Here is a 17,599-nt window from a genome sequence, read left to right on the forward strand (position 1 = left end):
GCACCAGCACTCAGACCGGCCACTCGGCGATGTCGCGCACCAGGGTCATGAACGCCGCCTCGGGCGGGGTGAGGATCCGGTCGGTCCGCCGTACGAGCGAGACGGACCGGGTCGGTGGCGCCGGGAGAACGGTCAGGGTGGCCAGCAGACCGGACTCGGTCTCCTGCCGGACCACGTGCTCGGACACCACTGCCGCGCCGAGCCCTTGGCAGACCGCCTGCTTGAGCGTGTCGGGGCCCCACATGTCCCATCGTTCGGCTTCCTCCAGACCCCAGGTGGCAAGGGCTCTCTCCTGTAGTGCGCGGGTGGCCGAGCCCGCCTCGCGCATCAGGAAGCGCTGCCCGGTCAGGTCCGCCGGGGTCAGCGGGCGGCCGACGAGCGGTGAGTCCGGCGCGGCCACCAGCACCATCGCCTCCTCGAACATCCGCTGGGAGGTGAGCTGTTCGTCGCGCGGAGCGCCCACGCACAGCCCGAGCGCGACCTCGCCGCGCAGCAGCCAGGACTCGACCGTCTCCTCGTTGCCCACCCGGATCTCGCAGGTCACCTTCGGGGCCCAGGCCGAGAACTCGGAAAGGAGCCGGGGCAGCAGGTAGGTGCCGAGCGTCGTCGTACCGGCCAGCACAAGGCGACCGCCGCTCAGACCGCGGAAACCGGCGACGGTCCGGTCCAGTTCGTCCAGGATCCGGAAGATACGCCGCGCGTGTTCGACGACGACCTCACCGGCCGGGGTGGGCCGGGCGCCGTGCCGGGTGCGGTGGACCAGCGGCACACCGAAGGAGTTCTCCAGGTTCCGGATGTGGTTGGACACCGAGGGCTGACTGGTGAACAGCGATTTCGCGGCGCCCGAGAAACCCTTCGACTCCACCACTTTCACCAGTACCTGCAACTGGTTGAGGGTCACCATCCCGCGCACCTTTCACTCCGGGCCCCGCACGTTCCGGGACCCGGAGCGCACTCACCCACACCAATCCGTCCCGCGGCACACGGAGCGCGCCGACCGGCGCGGCCGTACTGCCGCGAGCATCAACCAACCATTTCCGGAGGAACCACGATGTCAACCGACGGCGTGTCCCGCCGAACCGTGCTCGCCGCGAGTGCCGCGACGGCGGCCCTCGCCGCCACCGGCCTCGCGACCGCCCGGGAGGCCGCGGCCGCCCCCACCCTTCCCGACGGCACCAGCGACGACAAGATCCTGATCGTCGGCATGGACGGACTCCGCCACGACCGGATCGAGGCGGCGAACGCGCCGAACCTCAAGGCGATGATGAGCAACGGCACCTACGCCAGATCCCTGCTGTACGCCAACCCGATGGCGCCGACCGTCTCCGGCGCGGGCTGGTCGACGGTCTCGACGGGCGTCTGGCCGGACAAGCACGGCGTGAAGGACAACAACTTCACGGGCGCCCGGTTCGACGAGTACCCGGGCCTGATGGCGCGTCTGGCCGAGGTCGCACCGCGCCTGTCCACGTACGCGGCCGTCGACTGGCCGCCGCTGGACACCTACGGTGCGATCACCGCGGGCGCGGACGCCAAACTGGTACTGCCGCAGCACGACATCCCCAACGACCAGAAGATCGCCGACGAGGCGGCGTCGATCCTCCGGAACCAGAACCCGGACGTCCTCTTCGTCTACTTCGGCTACACCGACCAGGTCGGCCACGAGAGCGGGACGGGCGAGCGCTATCTGGACGCGATCGCCGGACAGGACGTGCATCTCGGCAGGCTCAGAGCGGCCATCGAGGCCAGGCCCACGTACGCCTCGGAGCGCTGGACGATCCTGGTCACCACGGACCACGGTCATGTCGACGCGGGCGGGCACGGCGGCAGCTCGATCGAGGAGCGGCGCACCTTCATCCTCGCCGAGGGACCCGGGATCGAAGCGGGCGGGCGTCCCCTCGACACCCGTCTCGTGGACGTGGTGCCCACGGTGTTCAAGCAGTTGAAGCTGCCCGTCGACCCCGCCTGGGGCCTGGACGGCAAGCCGATCCAGGAGCGCACCGACGACCGCTTCGACACGCTCCAGGGCAAGCTCGGCACCCGGGTCGACGAGACAGGCATCCCCGCCGACATCCTCGGTTTCACCCACACCGCGCCGTCCGGCTGGTCCGTCGACAACAAGTCCATGGGCACCGGCGGCGTCACCGAATGGCGCGGCTGGACCTTCACCACCGACGACTTCTGGTCGCGAACCCAGCGCGACCAGTGGCGTGAACTGAACGTCCGCGCCCGCGGCGTCTTCGCCGTCGCCGACTCCGACGAGTGGTCCGACAAGACCTTCTCCGGCCCCTTCGACTCGACCCTCGTATCGCCGACGTACGGGATCTCCGGCAAGAGCGAGCTCACCCTCAAGTTCATCACCCACTACCGCCAGGTGGAACAGCAGACGGCGAAGGTGCTCGTGGCCTTCAATGCCAAAACCCCGCAGGTGATCAAGAGTTACACCGCCGACGTCATCTCGCAGCAGCAGTCCCTCGACATAGCCGTCCCGGACGGCGCGACCTCGGTGCACTTTCGCTTCCACTACACAGGAGACAACGACTTCTTCTGGGTGGTCGACCGGTTCCAGCTCTACGCCTCCTGAGACGGTACGAATCGCCCGTACGTGGCCGCGCCCACCGAGCCCCGGAGCCGGTGGGCGTGGCCGTGTGCCGTAGTCCGAATTCCGGTGTTCAGGGGCGGGAATTGACGCTGCCGGGCATTCCTACCCGCCGTGCCGACTTCCCGGTGCACAAAATCGCCATGACGGATTCCGGTCACCGTCGCGCGGTGCGAATGCCCAGCGCTCGGCGCTGAACAGGGCTGCCGTACAAGGAAATTCCTTCCGCGGGGTTGACGGAGGGCAACGAGCCGCAGAAGTATGACGCCGCACCTCAAGTGATTGGTTTTGTTGGAAAGTTCGGCGTAAAGCAACACATCCTGAGGTCTCTTGTGCTGTTCGGGTCTCCGGGCTGCACCAAGTGACCGCCGTGCGCGCGCCGTTGGCCGACGGCGCAGCGCTGTTTCGGGCCAGACGAACCGATCCCTCCCACCCCGTTCCGCACCGCAGGTGAAAGGAAGGCGTCCGCATGCGCTTTCGTTCTCTGGCCCTGAGCGTCACAGCGGCGCTGGCGCTGGTCGCCCAGGCGGCGCCCGGCTCCGCCGTGCCAAGCCCAACAGCTCTGGCGGACAAGGCAGTTGGAGGCGCCGAATCTCCCGCCGCCCCGGCCGCGCCCGAGGCCCCCGACTGCAAGCCGGTCAAGGCCGCTGTGGAACACCGCACGGACAACTCCGCGAGCTGCCTCGCCCTCGACGTGAAGCTCGACCGACTGCCGAAGCTCGGTGCTCAGGCCGACCTCGTGGTCGAGGTGAGCACGAGCGCGGACAAGGCCGACGTCGATCTCGACCTCCAACTCCCGGCCACTCTCAAGTGGGTTGAGGCGCCGCACGGGCTGGAGGCGAAGACGAAGCCGTCCAAGCGGCCCGTCGACCGGGGCGGCATCCGCAGCGCCGAAGGCCGCCAGGAGGTGACCGGCGCCGAACCCCTGCGCCTGACCGGCAGGATCGAGGCCGTGGGCACCGGACCCGTGGAGATCCGCGCCACGGCGAACACCCCGAGCGGCGCCCACTCCGCGACCGACAACAACTACTTCACCGTCGGCAAGGAGTCCTCCAAGCCCGGCATCGCCGTCGACAAGGCCAACGAGGTGGCGCCGACCGCCTCTCCGGCCACCCGCGCCAACCTCGCCTGGAAGCACCGGCCGGTGGCCGCCGGGGGCGCGGCCGAGGGCCCCGGCAAGGGTGAGGCCTGTGTGACGGGCACCTGGAACTACGTCGAGCACACCGGCTACACCCGCGTCGGGGCCAACGCCGAGGTACGGGTCTACGACGAGGACGCGGACGGCGACGAGCTGCTCGCCTCCGGGGTCACCGGCGAACTCGGCGACTACCGGCTGTGTTTCGCCAACAAGGACGACGAGGGCACCGGCCAGGACGTGAAGGTCCGGTTCGCCACCGAGAACCCGCAGTGGGTGATCCGGTCCAAGACGACCAAGGCGGCCTACGAGTTCACCACGGCCACCAAGAAGGGCCTGAAGAACGGCGCCACCGCCGACTTCGGTGACGTACAGCCCGCCGCGGCCGAACTCATGCGCGGCGTCCAGGCCTTCGACACGATAAACAGCGCCTGGGACTTCCAGGCCAAGGGCGAGTGCTGGGACACCGAGGACGGCACCTGCCGCCGCGCGGTCGTCAACTGGGAGCCGGACTCGACCAGTTGCTGCTGGTACGACCTCCAGGAGGACGCCGCCTACATCTCGGCGGCCACCCCGGACCTGCCGGTCGTCGTCCTGCACGAGTTCGGGCACGGGCTGATGGACGACGTGTACGAGAACGCCTTCCCCAACTCCCCGAACTGCTCGCCGCACTCCCTGCACCGCGCGAGTTCGCCCGGCTGCGCCTGGACCGAGGGCTGGCCCACCTACTACGCGGCCACGGTCCTTGAGGACCCCACCTTCCGCTGGGAGACCGGCGCGACCCTCGACCTGGAGAACGCCACCTGGGGGACGAGTTTCCCCGGCCGCGTCTGGGAGGACGGCGACACCGTCGAGGGCCGGATCGCCGGGTCGCTGATCGACCTCGTCGACGCCAGCCGCCACGAGAAGGACGACACCTGCTCCGAGGACCCGATGGGCCCGTTGTGGGACACCTTCGTGCACCACGTCTCCGGCACCTTCGAGGAGTTCTGGCAGCACCGCACCGCCGATGGCCATGACGTCGGCACGAGCGCCCTCACCTGCCTCTACTACAACACCGTCGACTACCGCTGACGCGGCCTCGGTCGGTGAAGTCGCCCACCGACGCCGGGAGTTGGCCACCGGTGGGGACTGGTTCCACCTCGACGTTCCACCAGGCGGGCCCGCTCGGCCGCCGAACGCAACCGAAGTCAGCTACCACAGAGGAGAAGTCCGCACATGGCTCACCTTCCCCCGCTGAGAGTCAGGTTCGGTCCACACCGGCGCGGCGCGGTCGCCGCCGCCGTCGCGGGCGTACTGTGCGCGAGCGCGCTCGCCTCCCCGGCATTCGCCGCGCCGGCCCCGCAGCGCGACGCCGCTGAGGCTCCGGCCGCTCAAGCACCCGCGGACGACGACCACTTGGCGCTCACCCCGCCGATGGGCTTCAACAACTGGAACTCCACCCACTGCCGCGCCGAGTTCAACGAGCAGATGGTCAAAGGCATGGCCGACCTCTTCATCGAGAAGGGGCTCAAGGACGCGGGCTACAAGTACATCAATCTCGACGACTGCTGGGCGCTGCCCGAGCGGAACGCCGAGGGCAAGCTGGTCCCCGATCCCAAGCGATTCCCCAACGGAATCAAGGCAGTTGCGGACTACGTCCACTCCAAGGGACTGAAGTTCGGCATCTACACCAGCGCGGGTACGAAGACCTGTAGCGACATCGGCTTCCCGGGCGGCCTCGGCCACGAGTACAGCGACGCCCAGCAGTTCGCGGACTGGGGCGTCGACTACCTCAAGTACGACAACTGCAACAACGAGGGTGTGGACGCCAAGCAGCGCTACACCACCATGCGGGACGCGCTGAAGGCCACCGGCCGTCCGATGGTGTTCAGCATCTGCGAGTGGGGCCAGAACAAGCCCTGGGAGTGGGCGAAGGGGGTGGGCCAACTCTGGCGCACCACCGGGGACATCAGTGACAACTGGGGTTCCATGCTGTCGATCATGAAGAAGAACCTGCCGCTCGACGAGTACGCGGGCCCCGGCGCCTGGAACGACCCGGACATGCTCGAAGTCGGCAACGGCGGTATGACGGACACCGAGTACCGCACCCACTTCTCCATGTGGTCCGTGATGGCCGCGCCGCTGCTCATCGGCTCGGACCTGCGCAAGGCCCCGCAGTCGGCCTTCGACATCCTGTCCAACAAGGAGGTCATCGCGGTCGACCAGGACAAGCTCGGCAAGCAGGGCAAGGTGCTCAGCTCCGAGAACGGTCGCTGGGTGGTCGCCAAGGAAATGTCCGACGGCAGCCGCGTCGTGGCCCTGTTCAACGAGAGCGACCAGTCGCAGTACCTCTCCACCACCGCCGAGAAGGCCGGTCTGCCCGAGGCGGACGGCTACCGGGTCCGTGACCTGTGGAAGCACAAGGACACCCACACCTCGGGCACCATCGCGGCGACCGTTCCCGCGCACGGCACCGTCCTGGTCCGCGTGAGCCCCGAGGCCGACTGGGCCTCGCTGCCCCCGTCGGTCGACTCCGGCGTGGCCGGCAACACGGTCACCGAGCCGGGCAGCGCGGTGCGCGTCACCTCCACGACGCACAACTTCGGTGGCGTTCCCGTGCGTTCGGTCTCCACCAGGCTGACCGGCCCCAAGGGCTGGACCATCAAGTCCGAGTCCCGGCCCGGTACGTCCGAGCTGCCCGGCGGCGAGAAGCTGGCCACCGACTGGCGGGTCACGGCCCCCGAGGCGACCGAGCCCGGCACGTACGAGCTCAAGCTGACGACCACGTACCGCACCGTCGCCGGTGACCGCGTCACGGCGACCTCGCCGGTCTCGGTACGCCTGGCGCGGGCGCCCAAGGACGGGCAGTCGTACCTGAGCGACCTGGCGCCGCTCGGCTCGGTCAACGGTTGGGGCCCGGTCGAGAAGGACCGCAGCAACGGCGAGACCGCGGCCGGTGACGGCCGCACGCTCACCATCGGCGGCAAGACCTGGGAGAAGGGCCTCGGCGCACACGCGGACAGTTCGGTCGAGTACTACACGGCGGGCCGCTGTGACCGGGTGACGGCACAGGTCGGCCTCGACGACGAGACGGGCGACAAGGGCACGGTGACCTTCGAGGTCCGCGCCGACGGCAAGACCGTCGCACGTACCGGCGTACTCACCAACGCGCAGGCGGCACAGGAGATCACCGCCGACGTGGCCGGAGCCCGCACCGTCACCCTCGTCGCCACCGACGGCGGCGACGGCAACGACTCCGACCACGCGGACTGGGCCGACCTGAAGATCAACTGCTGAGACAGGTCCCGTACCGACCGCTGGGACAGGGTCGGGGGTGCCCCGCGCCCGAGGTGACCGGCCGGGCCCGACCGCCGAGTCCTACCCGGGCCGAGCACCACCACCGCCTCGCGGTCGACCGCTGAGAGTCGACCACCTCGACCGCCTCGCGGTCGGCCGCGAGACCGGCCCGGGCCGGAACGGGAACTCCTCCCGTTCCGGCCCGGTCAGTCTTTCGGCCCCGCCCCGGCTGCGACCCGGGGCGGCCGAGGCGAGGTTGGGCGCATGGCACAGCGCTCGGACGACGGCGGCGGGCGTCCGGGCGTCGAGACGCGTGACGGGTCCGCGCGCACGCCCGGCGGGCGGTGGGCGGCCGTCGCGTTGTGCGTCCTCGTCTTGCAGATCGCCTTTGTCGCCTCGTGCGTCGGGGCACTGCGGAACCGGGACGCGCACCGCATCCCGCTCGCCGTCACCGTGCCCAGCACCCGCGTCGGCGACGACGCCTTCTACCGGCTGGCCCTGCTCCCCGGCGAACCGGTGGACCCACGGCGGGTGGCGAGCGAGGCGGCGGCCCGGCGCCAGATCCTGGACCGGGACGTGGACGGCGCACTGATCCTGGACCCCGACGGCACAGCCGACGTGCTGCTCGTCGCCGGAGGCGCGGGCCCAGAACTGGCCAGGGAACTCGCCGCGTACGTCAGGGCCGCCGAGCGCACCCAGGGCCGGACCGTGCGCGTACGGGACATCGTCCCCGGCGCACCCGGCGACCCTCGGTCGCTGGCCTCCTTCTCGCTCGTCGTCGGATGGTGCGGCGGAGGCCTTTTGCTGGGCGCGCTCTCGGCGCCCGCCCGGGGGCGCTCGGGCCGTTTCCGCGGCCCGCTCGCCCGACTCGCCGGTCTCGCCCTGTACGCCCTGGTCGCGGGGCTGCTCGGGGCGCTGGTCGCCGGGCCCGTCCTGGACGCCCTGCCGGGCAGTGTCTGGGCCCTGTGGGGCCTCGGCTCGCTGCTCGTCCTGGCCGCCGCGGCCGGCGCACTCGCCCTGCGGGAAGCGGCGGGGGAGGCGGGGATCGCCGTGGCCGTACTGCTGATCGTGGTCCTCGGACTGCCGAGCGCAGGGGGGATGTTCCCGCACCCGCTGCTCCCGGGTTTCTGGCGCACGGTCGGTCCGCTGCTGCCACCCGGTGCCGGACTCGAAGGCGTGCGCTCCGTCGTCTACTTCGACGGCAACGGGGCCGGGGGAACACTGCGGGTACTCGGCGCCTGGGTGGTGTGCGGCGCGGCGCTGACGCTGTTCTGTGCGGCTCTGCGCGGCTCGCCACGGCCGCATGCGCGGGCCGGGGACTCCGGCTCGGAGAGCCCGTAGCCCGTATCCCGCAGCCGTGCCCGTAGCCCGGAGCGCTCACCCTCGAACCGTCCCCCGGCCCGACATCCCCACTACCAGCCCTCGTCCGACCACTGTTCCAACAACGCCTCGCCGTCCATCTCCTCCTCGGGCGGTGGTGTCCGCAGGGACTGTTCGGCCCAGATGACCTTGCCGCGCGGGGTGTAGCGGGTGCCCCAGCGCTGGGCGATCCGGGCGATGATGAACAGGCCCCGCCCGCCCTCGTCGGTCGTGGCGGCCCGGCGCAGATGCGGTGCGGTGCTGCTGGCGTCGGCCACCTCGCAGATCAGGGTGTCCTCGTGGTGCAGCAGGCGGAACCGGATCGGGGGAGCTCCGTAGCGGATGGCGTTGGTGACCAGTTCGCTGACGATGAGTTCGGTGGTGAAGGCGATCGCTCCCAGTCCCCACGATTCGAGTACGCGCGCGGCCTCGGCACGGATGCCGGAGACGGCGTTCGGGTCGTCCGGCACCTCGCGGGACGCGACGCGGCGGGGGTCGAGGAGGTGGGTCCGTGCGACGAGCAGGGCGACGTCGTCGGTGGGTCGTTCGCCCAGCATCGCGTCGAGGACCGCGCGGCAGATGTCGTGCGGGGCGCGGCCGGGGTGGGCGAGCGTGCGGCGCAACAGGTCGAGGCCCTCGCCGAGGTCCCGGTCGCGGCGCTCGATCAGGCCGTCGGTGAACAGGACCAGGCTGCTGCCCTCGGGTAGATCGAGTTCGGTGGTCTCCATGGGCAGCCCTTCGCTCACGCCCAGCGGTGGCGCGACCGGCACCTCGGGGTAGCTCACGCTGCCGTCGGGAAGTACGAGCGCCGGGCCGGGGTGCCCCGCCCTGGCCAGGGTGCAGCGTCCGCCCACCGGGTCGTAGACCGCGTACAGACACGTCGCTCCGGAGACGCCGACCCCGGTGCCGCTCTCCTCGTCGAGCCGGGTGACGAGGTCGTCGAGGTGGGCGAGAAGCTCGTCGGGGGAGAGGTCCAGGGCGGAGAAGTTGTGCACGGCCGTGCGCAGGCGGCCCATGGTGGCCGCCGCGTGCAGACCGTGTCCGACGACGTCGCCGACCACCAGTGCGACCCTGGCGCCGGGCAGCGGGATGACGTCGTACCAGTCGCCGCCCACCCCCGGCTGGGCGGGCAGATAGCGGTGGGCGACCTCCAGGGCGGAGTGCTCGGGCAGGACGCGCGGGAGCAGGCTGCGTTGCAGCGTGACCGCCGTCGCGTGCTCCTGGGTGTAGCGGCGCGCGTTGTCGATGGCCACGCCCGCCCGTGCCGCCAGCTCCTCGGCGAAGGACAGGTCCTCCGCGTCGAACGGCTCCATGTCCTTGCGCCAGAAGTCGACGCTGCCGAGGACCACCCCGCGCGCCTGGAGCGGCGCCGAGATCAGCGAGTGGATGCCGTAGTGCAGCACTCTGCGGGTGCGTTCCGGATCCTGGGCGCGCCAGCTCCCGGAGGCGGACAGGTCCGCCGCGAGGACGGCCCTGCCCTCGGCGACCCCGCGCGCCGACGGGCTGGTCGGCGGGAAGTGCAGCAACTCGCCGACGGGGGACAGCGGGTGGTCCGCGCGCACCCCGGTGGCGGCGGCGCGCCGCATCTCGGTGCTCCCGCCCGGCGGCTCCTCGCCGCGCAGTACGGGTTCGAAGAGCTCGACGGTGACGAACTCGGCGAACTGCGGTACCGCGACACCCGCCAGTTCCTCGGCGGTCCGCTTGACGTCGAGTGTGGTGCCGATGCGGGTTCCGGCGTCGTAGAGCAACTGCAGACGTGAGCGGGCGGTCTCGGCCCTTCCGGCCAGTTCGCGCAGTTCGGTGGTGTCCCGCAGGGTGGCGACGCTGCCCGTCGGGACCCCGCGGCGCTCGACGGTGCGCAGGTTTACCGCGAGCAGCCGGTCCCCCGAGGCGTGCACCTCGTCGCTGCTGGACCGGCCGGAGACCAGGAGTTCGGTGATCTCGGGCGCCAGGCCCAGCTCGCTCACCGGACGCTGTTCGGCGTCCGGCGGCAGGTTCAGGAGCCGGTGCCCCTCGTCGTTGGCCAGGGTCAGTACGCCCCGGTCGTCGATGATGAGCACGCCCTCGCGCACCGAGTGCAGTACGGCGTCGTGGTGTTCGTACATGCGCGTCATCTCCGCGGGTGCGAGCCCCCGCGTCTGGCGGCGCAGCCGTCGGCTCACCACGGCCGAGCCCGCGGCGGCCAGCAGGAGTGCTCCGCCCGCGATGCCGAAGAGCGCCGCCGACTGGTGCGCGACCTGGTCGTTGACGCTCTTCACGTAGATGCCGACCGAGATCAGCCCGACGACCTTCCGCTCCTCGTCGAAGACGGCGACCGTGGTGTCGACCGCCCGACCGAGCGCACTGTCGAAGGTCTCCTGGAAGGGCTTGCCCGACAGCGCGGGTTCGAAGGAACCCGTCACATGACCGCCGATGCGGCTCGGGTCCGGATGCGACCAGCGGATGCCCTTCGGGTCGAAGGTCACGACGTAGCCGACGCGCGCGTCCTTGCGGATCTTCTCCGAGCTGGGCTGGAGCACCCGGCTCGGGTCCTCGGAGCGCATGGCGTCGACGGTTCCCGGCGCGTCGCGAAACGCCGTCGCGACGCCGAGCGACCGGTCGCGCGCCTCGTCCACCGCCTGGTGCCGGGACTGTACGACGAGCAGCAGCACGGTCGCGGCGATCAGCACCAGCGCCACGACGACCTGCAACAGCAGCACCTGCCCCGCGACGCTCCGCGGGACCAGTCCCGGCAGGCGGCGCCGGACGGACCCCGGCCGTGAGGAGTACCCGGATTCGACCATTCGGTCAGCTTCGTACAGGTCGTGCGGCGGGCCGGGGAGACCCGGCCGAGGTGGGAGGGCGCGTCACGCGACGGAGGGCACGCACGGATTCGAGCGGGTGTGCGCAGGCCCGTGAGAGCTGGAGGGGATATCGCATACGATGTAAGAGTGACGGAGACGAATTGGGCCGCGCGGTTGCCCGCGGTCAAGAGCAAGGCGGACCTCGTGCACGCCAGTCTGCGCGAGGCCATCGCCGCCGGTGACCTGCGCCCGGGTGAGCGCGTCAACATGGATGAGCTGGCCCGGAGGTTCGGGGTGAGCAAGATCCCGGTGCGCGAGGCGGTCAAGCGTCTGGAGTCCGAGGGGCTTGTGGTGTCCCGGGTGCACTCGGGCGTGGTCGTGGCCGGTATCGAGAGGACCGAGATGCGCGGCGTCTTCCTGGCCAGGAAGGAGATCGACGCGCTGGTCGCCGGGCTGGCGGCCGAGCGCGCCGACGGCCCGCTGGTCGAGGCGCTCGACCAGGTGCAGGAATCCATGCGGGCCGCTCTGGGTGCGGGCGAGGTCGACGAACTCCAGCGCCTCAACTCGGAGTTCCACCGGCTGCTCGCCGAGGCCAGCGGCTACCGGATACTGGCCGACCTCACCGAGCAACTGCTCCTGACCATTCGCCGGTACCGGGTCACCACTCCCAAGAACGCCCGTAACTGGCTCGCGGTGCTTGAGGAGCACCATGCGGTCATCGAGGCGCTGCGGGTGCGCGACCCGGAGCGGGCGGCGGCCGCGGCGCGTGAACACACCGCCTCGCAGGCCGGGTTGGAGATCGCGGACCCGGTCTGAGGGGTGGGCTGATCCGGCTGTCGATCCGGTGGGTCGGGCCGCCGTACGGCCATCGGCGCTGTTGGTCCAGGTTCCTCGCGGCGGTTGGCTGCGAAGATGAAGGTATACGATCTACTAAACGTGTACCCCCGTCCCCCAGGAGTCCGCCATGCCCCCTGCCGACCTGCTCTCCGCGCTGGAAGATCAGCGCCTGCTCGCGATCGTCCGGGGCAAGGACCCCGCCGCCGCCCTCGACACCGTGCTCTCCCTGTTCCGGTACGGCGTGGGGATCGTGGAGGTGTCCCTGACCGGGGCCGACGCGCTGGGAGTCATAGCGCAGGCCAGGTCGGCACTCGGCCCCGAGGCGCTGCTCGGCGCCGGGACCGTCCTGACCGCACAGCAGGCGCGTGACGCGGCGGCGGCCGGTGCCTGTTTCGGTGTGACCCCGGCGGTGACGGAAGCGGTGGGCGCCTGCCGTGATCTCGGCCTGCCCGTCCTGGCGGGAGCGGTGACCCCCACGGAGGCGGTCGCCGCGATGAACCAGGGCGCCAGTGCGGTCAAGCTCTTCCCCGCGACCCTGGGCGGCCCCGCCTATCTGCGCGCCCTGCGTGATCCGCTCCCCGACGTTCCGTTCGTCCCCGTGGGCGGCGTCGACGCGGCGGCGGTCCGCGCCTACCTCGCCGCCGGGGCCCTGGCCGTAGGAGTGGGCTCCCCGCTGGTGGGCGGTGCCGCCGACGGCCGGGATCAGGGCGAACTCGCCCTGCGCGCCGAGCAGTTCCGCGCCGCGACGCTGGGAGAGTGGTGAGCATGTCGACCGAGGCACCGCACGCGCGGACCGACGCGGTGAGCACCCCGACGGACGTACTGACCTTCGGCGAGACCATGGCCGCGCTGCGCGCCACTGGCCCCCTGCGACTCGGCGGCACGCTCGGCCTGTCCGTCGCCGGAGCCGAGTCGAACGTCGCCATCGGTCTGGCCCGGCTCGGACACCGGGTCCGCTGGGCAGGCCTGACCGGCGCGGACGAGTTCGGCCACCTGGTGCTGCGCACCCTGCGCGCCGAAGGGGTCGATGTCTCCCGGGCTGCCACGGGCAGGGGCCCGACCGGTCTTCTCGTCTTCGAGCCGCGCGTCGCGGACCTGACGCGCGTCCACTACTACCGCTCCCGCTCGGCCGCCACGGACCTCGGCCCGGACCACGTACGGGCCGCTTTGGCCGACGGCGCGAGGATCGTCCACGTCACCGGGGTGACCGCGGCCCTGGGCGAGGTCCCACGGCTCGCGGTCGTGACGGCGGTACGCGAGGCCCGGCGGACCGGGGCCCTCGTCTGCCTGGACGTCAATCAGCGGGACAAACTCTGGTCGCGCGCGGAAGCGGCCGCCTGCTTGCGCCCCCTCGCCGACGGCCTCGCTCTCGTGGTGGCCTCCGACGACGAGCTGGAACTCGTGGCGCCGGAAGGGGCGCGCACCGAGCGGGACCAGGTGACGGCACTCCTCGATCTCGGTGTACGCGAAGTCGTCGTCAAGCGCGGTGCCTCGGGGGCCGAGGTCTTCTCCGCCGCCGGACGGGAGTCGCGGCCCGCGGTGCCGGTGCCCGTGCGGGACACGGTCGGCGCCGGTGACGCCTTCGTGGCCGGATACCTCTCCGCGCTGCTCGACGGAGCGGACCCGGCCGGACGCCTCGAACGGGCCGTCACCACCGGCGCGTTCGCGGTGGCCTGCGAGGGCGACTGGGAAGGGCTGCCCCGCCGGGACGAACTGTCCCTGCTGAGCGCCGCACCGGGAAGCGCACTGCGGTGAGTACGGGCAGCACCGCCTTCGAGGAGGACCGGCGCGGCGAGGACGTCGAGCCGTGGCAGGTGTGGGCCCCGGACCGCTACCGGCTGGCCGAGGGGCTGCGCGCACACGACGGCGCGATGCACTTCGTGGACCTCCTCGCGGGACGCCTGTGGCGCTGTGCGCGACGGCCCGGGGAGCCGCCCGCGCTCCTGCTCGACCTCGGGATCCCGCTCGGCGCGGCCGCCCCGGTCCGCGGCTGCGCGGACGAGTGGATCGTCGCGGCGGGCGACGGTATCGCGCTCGCCGGGCCGAGGGGCGAACCGTACTGGCTGGCCCGCCCGGAGGCGGACGCACCGGTGCCGATGCGGATGAACGACGCCGTCTGCGACCCGCTCGGCCGCTTCTGGGCCACCAGCATGTCCGCCGATGGCAGGGGTGCGGCCGGTTCGCTCTACCGGGTGGGGTACGACGGTGCGGTCCAGCGCATGCTGATGGGCCTCACCGTGCCCAACGGTCCGGCGTTCTCCCCGGACGGCAGGGTCATGTACCTGGCCGACAGCGCCGAGCGGACCATCCTGCGCTTCGGCGTGGACCCGGTCGCCGGGACCCTGCGCGGCGGGTCGCTGTTCGCCTGCCTCGCGCCGCACGAGGGCCGCCCCGACGGCATGACCGTGGACGACCTCGGCAGACTCTGGGTCGCGCTGTGGGGTGCCGGTCAGGTGCGCTGCTACGCCCCGGACGGCTCGGTGGCCGGTTCCCTGTCCCTCCCCACGCCGCACACCAGCAGCGTGGCCTTCGCCGACGGCCGGATCTGGGTGAGCACGGCCACCCATCGCCTGGCCGACCCCGACCCGCTCGCGGGCGCCGTCCTCGCCCGCGAGACCCGCGTCACCGCGCCCGCGGCCGCCTGCTTCGGCGCCCCGTCGGTCCCCTCGTCCGCGCCGGGTCCACGCGCTGCGTAAGCGGCGCGGAACCCTTCGTATTGGTTGCCGGAAATCCGCCACACCCTCTGGTTCTGATTTCGTATATCGCATACTGTGATCTGCGTCCCCCCGCAGTTCCCGCTCTTCCCGAAAAGGTGGTGACATCCTCATGAGCACCGTCGTAGTAGCCGATGGCGGCACAGTGGAACCACACAGCAAGAAGAAGGCCGATCGGCGCACGATGGTCGCGAGCACCGTCGGCACCGTCATGGAGTGGTACGACTTCAACCTCTACGGTCTGGCGTCGGCGCTGATCTTCGGCCCGCTGTTCTTCGGGTCCTCCTCGACCGGCGGCACCCTGGCCTCGTTCGCGACGTTCGCCGTCGGCTTCGCGGCCCGCCCCATCGGTGGCATGCTCTTCGGCCACCTCGGCGACCGGATAGGCCGCAAGTACGTCCTGCTGATCACCATGATGGGCATGGGCGTCACCACCACACTGATCGGTGTCCTGCCCACCCACGCCATGGTGGGCATCTGGGCCCCGTTGCTGCTCATCCTCCTGCGGGTCTGTCAGGGCATCGCCGTCGGCGGCGAGTTCGCCGGTGCGACCCTGCTGACCGTCGAGAATGCGCCACCGGGCAAACGCGGCCTGTACGGCGCGATCCCGGCGATGGGCACCGGCGCCGGATTCGTCCTGGCCAGCGCCGTGTTCGGCCTGGTGTCCATGCTGCCCGACGACTCCTTCGAGTCCTGGGGCTGGCGCATCCCCTTCCTCCTGAGCGCCTTCCTCGTGCTGTTCGGCCTGTGGGTCAGGAAGGGAATCGAGGAGACGCCCGTCTTCGCCGAGATCGAGCACACCGGCGAGCGCGAGCGGTACCCGCTGGTCACGACCGTCCGCAAGCAGCCGGGCGCCGTCCTGCGCGTCCTCGGCATCACCGTCTCCGGGTTCGTCTGGGGCTATCTGATCCAGGCCTTCGCCCTCTCGTACGCCACCAAGGAACTGGACGTCGAGAAGTCCACGATGCTCTGGGCCATTGCCCTTGCCTCCGCGCTGGAGATCGCCGCCATCCCCTTCTGGGGCTGGCTGAGCGACCGCATCGGCCGCCGTCTGATGGTGAGCGCGGGCCTGCTGTGCACCGTGGTCTACGTCTTCCCCTTCTTCAGGCTTCTGGAGACGGGGGACACCGGGCTGATCTTCCTGGCCATGGTCGTCGCCATCCCGATCTGCAAGGACATGGTCTTCGGCCCGCAGGCGGCCCTGGTCGCCGAACTCTTCGACGCCCGTGTCCGCTACAGCGGCGTGAGCGTGGGCCGCGAGTTCGGCGGCGCGATCTTCGGCGGCACCGCGCCCTTCATCGGCACCGCGCTGCAGTCCTCCAGCGGCTCCATCGCACCGGTCGCCTTCTACGTGATAGCGGGCTGCGTCGTCACCGGTATCGCCGTCTTCGCCGGTCGCGAGACGGCCAAGGACGAGACCGCCTACGCCCAGCCACAGCCCAGTTGACCGGTCTGCGCACCGCATCAGACGTCCCGGTCCGCAGCCAACCGAGTGGAGAACCCACGTGAGTACCGCCCCCCTTCCCATCACCAAGATCGAGGCCCTGGCCCTCTCCGCGAGCTTCGACGATCTCTACGACTCGCCCGAGGACGTGCCCGACTGGCTGCGCTACCCCGCCTCCAGCCACCTCGTCCTGCCCCGCAAGGGCCAGTACGCCACCCTGATCAAGGTCCATGCCGAGGACGGCAGTGTCGGCATCGGCGAGTGCTACGGACTGCCCTCGCCGGAGGTCACCGCCACCGTCGTGTCCACCGTCCTGGCCCCGCTGCTCGTCGGACAGGACGCCCTCGCCACCACGGCGGTGTGGGAACGCCTGTACCGGGGACAGGCGGCGGGCGGACACAACCGCGGCTTCTACCTCGAAGCCATGGCAGGCATCGACCTCGCGCTGTGGGACCTGCGCGGCAAGGCGGCGGGCGTACCGGTCCACCGCCTGCTCGGCGGACCGCTGCGGGAGCGCATCGACTGCTACGCCAGTCCGGTCGCCCTGCACGCCGACCCCGAGGACTCGGCCCGGCAGGCCCGGGGCTTCGTCGACGACGGCTTCCGGGCCCTGAAGGTGAAGATCGGCCGCGGCGAGCGCACCGACCGTGCGCACCTGGCCGCCGTACGGGCGGAGGTCGGTGAGGACATCGAGATCCTCACCGACGTCAACTGCGCCTACGACCTGGACGAGGCGACCCGGGTCGGCGCCGTCCTGAGGGACCTCGGCATCTCCTGGTACGAGGAGCCGCTCCAGGTCGACGATCTGCGCAACCTGGCAGAACTGCGCCGCAGGACCGGCCTGACCACCGTCAACGGCGAGACCCACTTCACCCGCTTCGACCTCCGGGACTCGCTGCTGCTCGGGGCCATCGACGTCTTCATGCCCAACGTGGCCCGCTGCGGCGGCATCACCGAGGCCACCCGTATCGCGGCACTCGCCTCGGCCTTCCACGTCGACATCGCCCCGCACGGCGTGGGTTCCGGCGTCAGCCTCGCCGCGGCGCTCCACCTGTGCGCCGCCACCCCGAACCTGCGCACCTACGAGTACAACCGGCTGCCCAACCCGATCCGCGAGCACATCCTCGTGCGGCCGCCGGAGTTCCGCGACGGCGCCCTGACCGTGCCCACCGGCCCCGGTCTCGGCATCGAGATCGACGAAGCGGTGGTCGACCGCTACACGGTCGCCCGCTACTGACCCGGTACCTCGCGTACCTCGGTCCTCCCAGCCGTGCGGGCGGGCGCTGCCCCCGACTACCCGCCCGCACAAGGCTCCCGGCGCCGTGTTGGAACCCCGGCGCCGGGAGCCGGTTTCGACCGAGCTCCGGGTTCGCGACCGACCCCGGCCGCACGGTCGGCAGTGAGACCGCGTCGGGCGGCCCGCGTGAGGGTGGGGCCGCCCGACGCTTTCGC

General features: G+C 71.2%; 12 protein-coding genes. 10 read left to right on the top strand and 2 right to left on the bottom strand.

Translation table 11 applies throughout. From position 1 onward, the window contains the following. Positions 1 to 10: 10 nt before the first annotated feature. Positions 11 to 904, bottom strand: coding sequence for a LysR family transcriptional regulator (locus HUT18_RS31640; protein WP_176103929.1), 894 nt, complete (start codon positions 902 to 904; stop codon positions 11 to 13). Between the two features lie 147 nt (positions 905 to 1,051). On the opposite strand from HUT18_RS31640, the gene HUT18_RS31645 reads away from it, so the two are divergent. From HUT18_RS31645 to HUT18_RS31660, 4 genes are all read left to right on the top strand, one after another. Continuing rightward, positions 1,052 to 2,581 carry an alkaline phosphatase family protein gene (locus HUT18_RS31645; protein WP_176103930.1) on the top strand — a complete coding sequence of 510 codons (1,530 nt, stop codon included), beginning with the start codon at positions 1,052 to 1,054 and terminating at the stop codon, positions 2,579 to 2,581. Positions 2,582 to 3,065: 484 nt separating this feature from the next. Further along, positions 3,066 to 4,805, top strand: coding sequence for a hypothetical protein (locus HUT18_RS31650; protein ID WP_176103931.1), 1,740 nt, complete (start codon positions 3,066 to 3,068; stop codon positions 4,803 to 4,805). 144 nt (positions 4,806 to 4,949) lie between these two features. After that, a complete protein-coding gene (locus HUT18_RS31655) occupies positions 4,950 to 7,010 on the top strand; it encodes an NPCBM/NEW2 domain-containing protein (protein WP_176103932.1) in 2,061 nt (686 codons plus the stop codon). A gap of 264 nt (positions 7,011 to 7,274) precedes the next feature. After that, positions 7,275 to 8,351 (top strand): ABC transporter permease, encoded by a 1,077-nt coding sequence (locus HUT18_RS31660; RefSeq protein WP_176103933.1) that lies wholly within the window; start codon positions 7,275 to 7,277, stop codon positions 8,349 to 8,351. Positions 8,352 to 8,422: 71 nt separating this feature from the next. Here the strand turns inward: HUT18_RS31660 and HUT18_RS31665 are convergent, their stop codons facing one another. Continuing rightward, positions 8,423 to 11,152, bottom strand: a complete 2,730-nt coding sequence (locus HUT18_RS31665) for a SpoIIE family protein phosphatase/ATP-binding protein (RefSeq protein WP_176103934.1) — start codon at positions 11,150 to 11,152, stop codon at positions 8,423 to 8,425. 147 nt (positions 11,153 to 11,299) lie between these two features. On the opposite strand from HUT18_RS31665, the gene HUT18_RS31670 reads away from it, so the two are divergent. The 6 genes from HUT18_RS31670 (at position 11,300) to HUT18_RS31695 (ending at position 17,384) form a co-directional block, all read left to right on the top strand. Continuing rightward, positions 11,300 to 11,968, top strand: coding sequence for a GntR family transcriptional regulator (locus HUT18_RS31670; RefSeq protein ID WP_176103935.1), 669 nt, complete (start codon positions 11,300 to 11,302; stop codon positions 11,966 to 11,968). A 148-nt stretch (positions 11,969 to 12,116) separates the two neighbouring features. Beyond that, on the top strand, positions 12,117 to 12,752 hold the full coding sequence (locus tag HUT18_RS31675; protein ID WP_176103936.1) for a bifunctional 4-hydroxy-2-oxoglutarate aldolase/2-dehydro-3-deoxy-phosphogluconate aldolase: 636 nt from the start codon (positions 12,117 to 12,119) through the stop codon (positions 12,750 to 12,752). 2 nt (positions 12,753 to 12,754) lie between these two features. Next, positions 12,755 to 13,744 carry a sugar kinase gene (locus HUT18_RS31680; protein ID WP_176103937.1) on the top strand — a complete coding sequence of 330 codons (990 nt, stop codon included), beginning with the start codon at positions 12,755 to 12,757 and terminating at the stop codon, positions 13,742 to 13,744. Next, positions 13,741 to 14,685: an SMP-30/gluconolactonase/LRE family protein gene (locus HUT18_RS31685; RefSeq protein ID WP_254878894.1), complete on the top strand. Its 945-nt coding sequence runs from the start codon at positions 13,741 to 13,743 to the stop codon at positions 14,683 to 14,685. Before HUT18_RS31680 ends, HUT18_RS31685 begins: the two co-directional genes overlap by 4 nt. 130 nt (positions 14,686 to 14,815) lie before the next feature. Beyond that, positions 14,816 to 16,150 carry an MFS transporter gene (locus HUT18_RS31690; RefSeq protein WP_176103938.1) on the top strand — a complete coding sequence of 445 codons (1,335 nt, stop codon included), beginning with the start codon at positions 14,816 to 14,818 and terminating at the stop codon, positions 16,148 to 16,150. A gap of 58 nt (positions 16,151 to 16,208) precedes the next feature. Next, a complete protein-coding gene (locus HUT18_RS31695) occupies positions 16,209 to 17,384 on the top strand; it encodes a mandelate racemase/muconate lactonizing enzyme family protein (protein WP_176103939.1) in 1,176 nt (391 codons plus the stop codon). The last annotated feature ends 215 nt before the right edge of the window (positions 17,385 to 17,599 follow it).

Origin of the sequence: Streptomyces sp. NA04227 (assembly GCF_013364195.1) — a bacterium.
Taxonomy (GTDB): Bacteria; Actinomycetota; Actinomycetes; order Streptomycetales; family Streptomycetaceae; genus Streptomyces.

Excerpts from the sequence above, each read along its gene's own strand:
- HUT18_RS31640 (WP_176103929.1), bottom strand. The coding sequence starts at position 904 with ATGGTGACCCTCAACCAGTTGCAGGTACTGGTGAAAGTGGTGGAGTCG.
- HUT18_RS31645 (WP_176103930.1), top strand. The coding sequence starts at position 1,052 with ATGTCAACCGACGGCGTGTCCCGCCGAACCGTGCTCGCCGCGAGTGCC.
- HUT18_RS31650 (WP_176103931.1), top strand. The coding sequence starts at position 3,066 with ATGCGCTTTCGTTCTCTGGCCCTGAGCGTCACAGCGGCGCTGGCGCTG.
- HUT18_RS31655 (WP_176103932.1), top strand. The coding sequence starts at position 4,950 with ATGGCTCACCTTCCCCCGCTGAGAGTCAGGTTCGGTCCACACCGGCGC.
- HUT18_RS31660 (WP_176103933.1), top strand. The coding sequence starts at position 7,275 with ATGGCACAGCGCTCGGACGACGGCGGCGGGCGTCCGGGCGTCGAGACG.
- HUT18_RS31665 (WP_176103934.1), bottom strand. The coding sequence starts at position 11,152 with ATGGTCGAATCCGGGTACTCCTCACGGCCGGGGTCCGTCCGGCGCCGC.
- HUT18_RS31675 (WP_176103936.1), top strand. The coding sequence starts at position 12,117 with ATGCCCCCTGCCGACCTGCTCTCCGCGCTGGAAGATCAGCGCCTGCTC.
- HUT18_RS31680 (WP_176103937.1), top strand. The coding sequence starts at position 12,755 with ATGTCGACCGAGGCACCGCACGCGCGGACCGACGCGGTGAGCACCCCG.
- HUT18_RS31690 (WP_176103938.1), top strand. The coding sequence starts at position 14,816 with ATGAGCACCGTCGTAGTAGCCGATGGCGGCACAGTGGAACCACACAGC.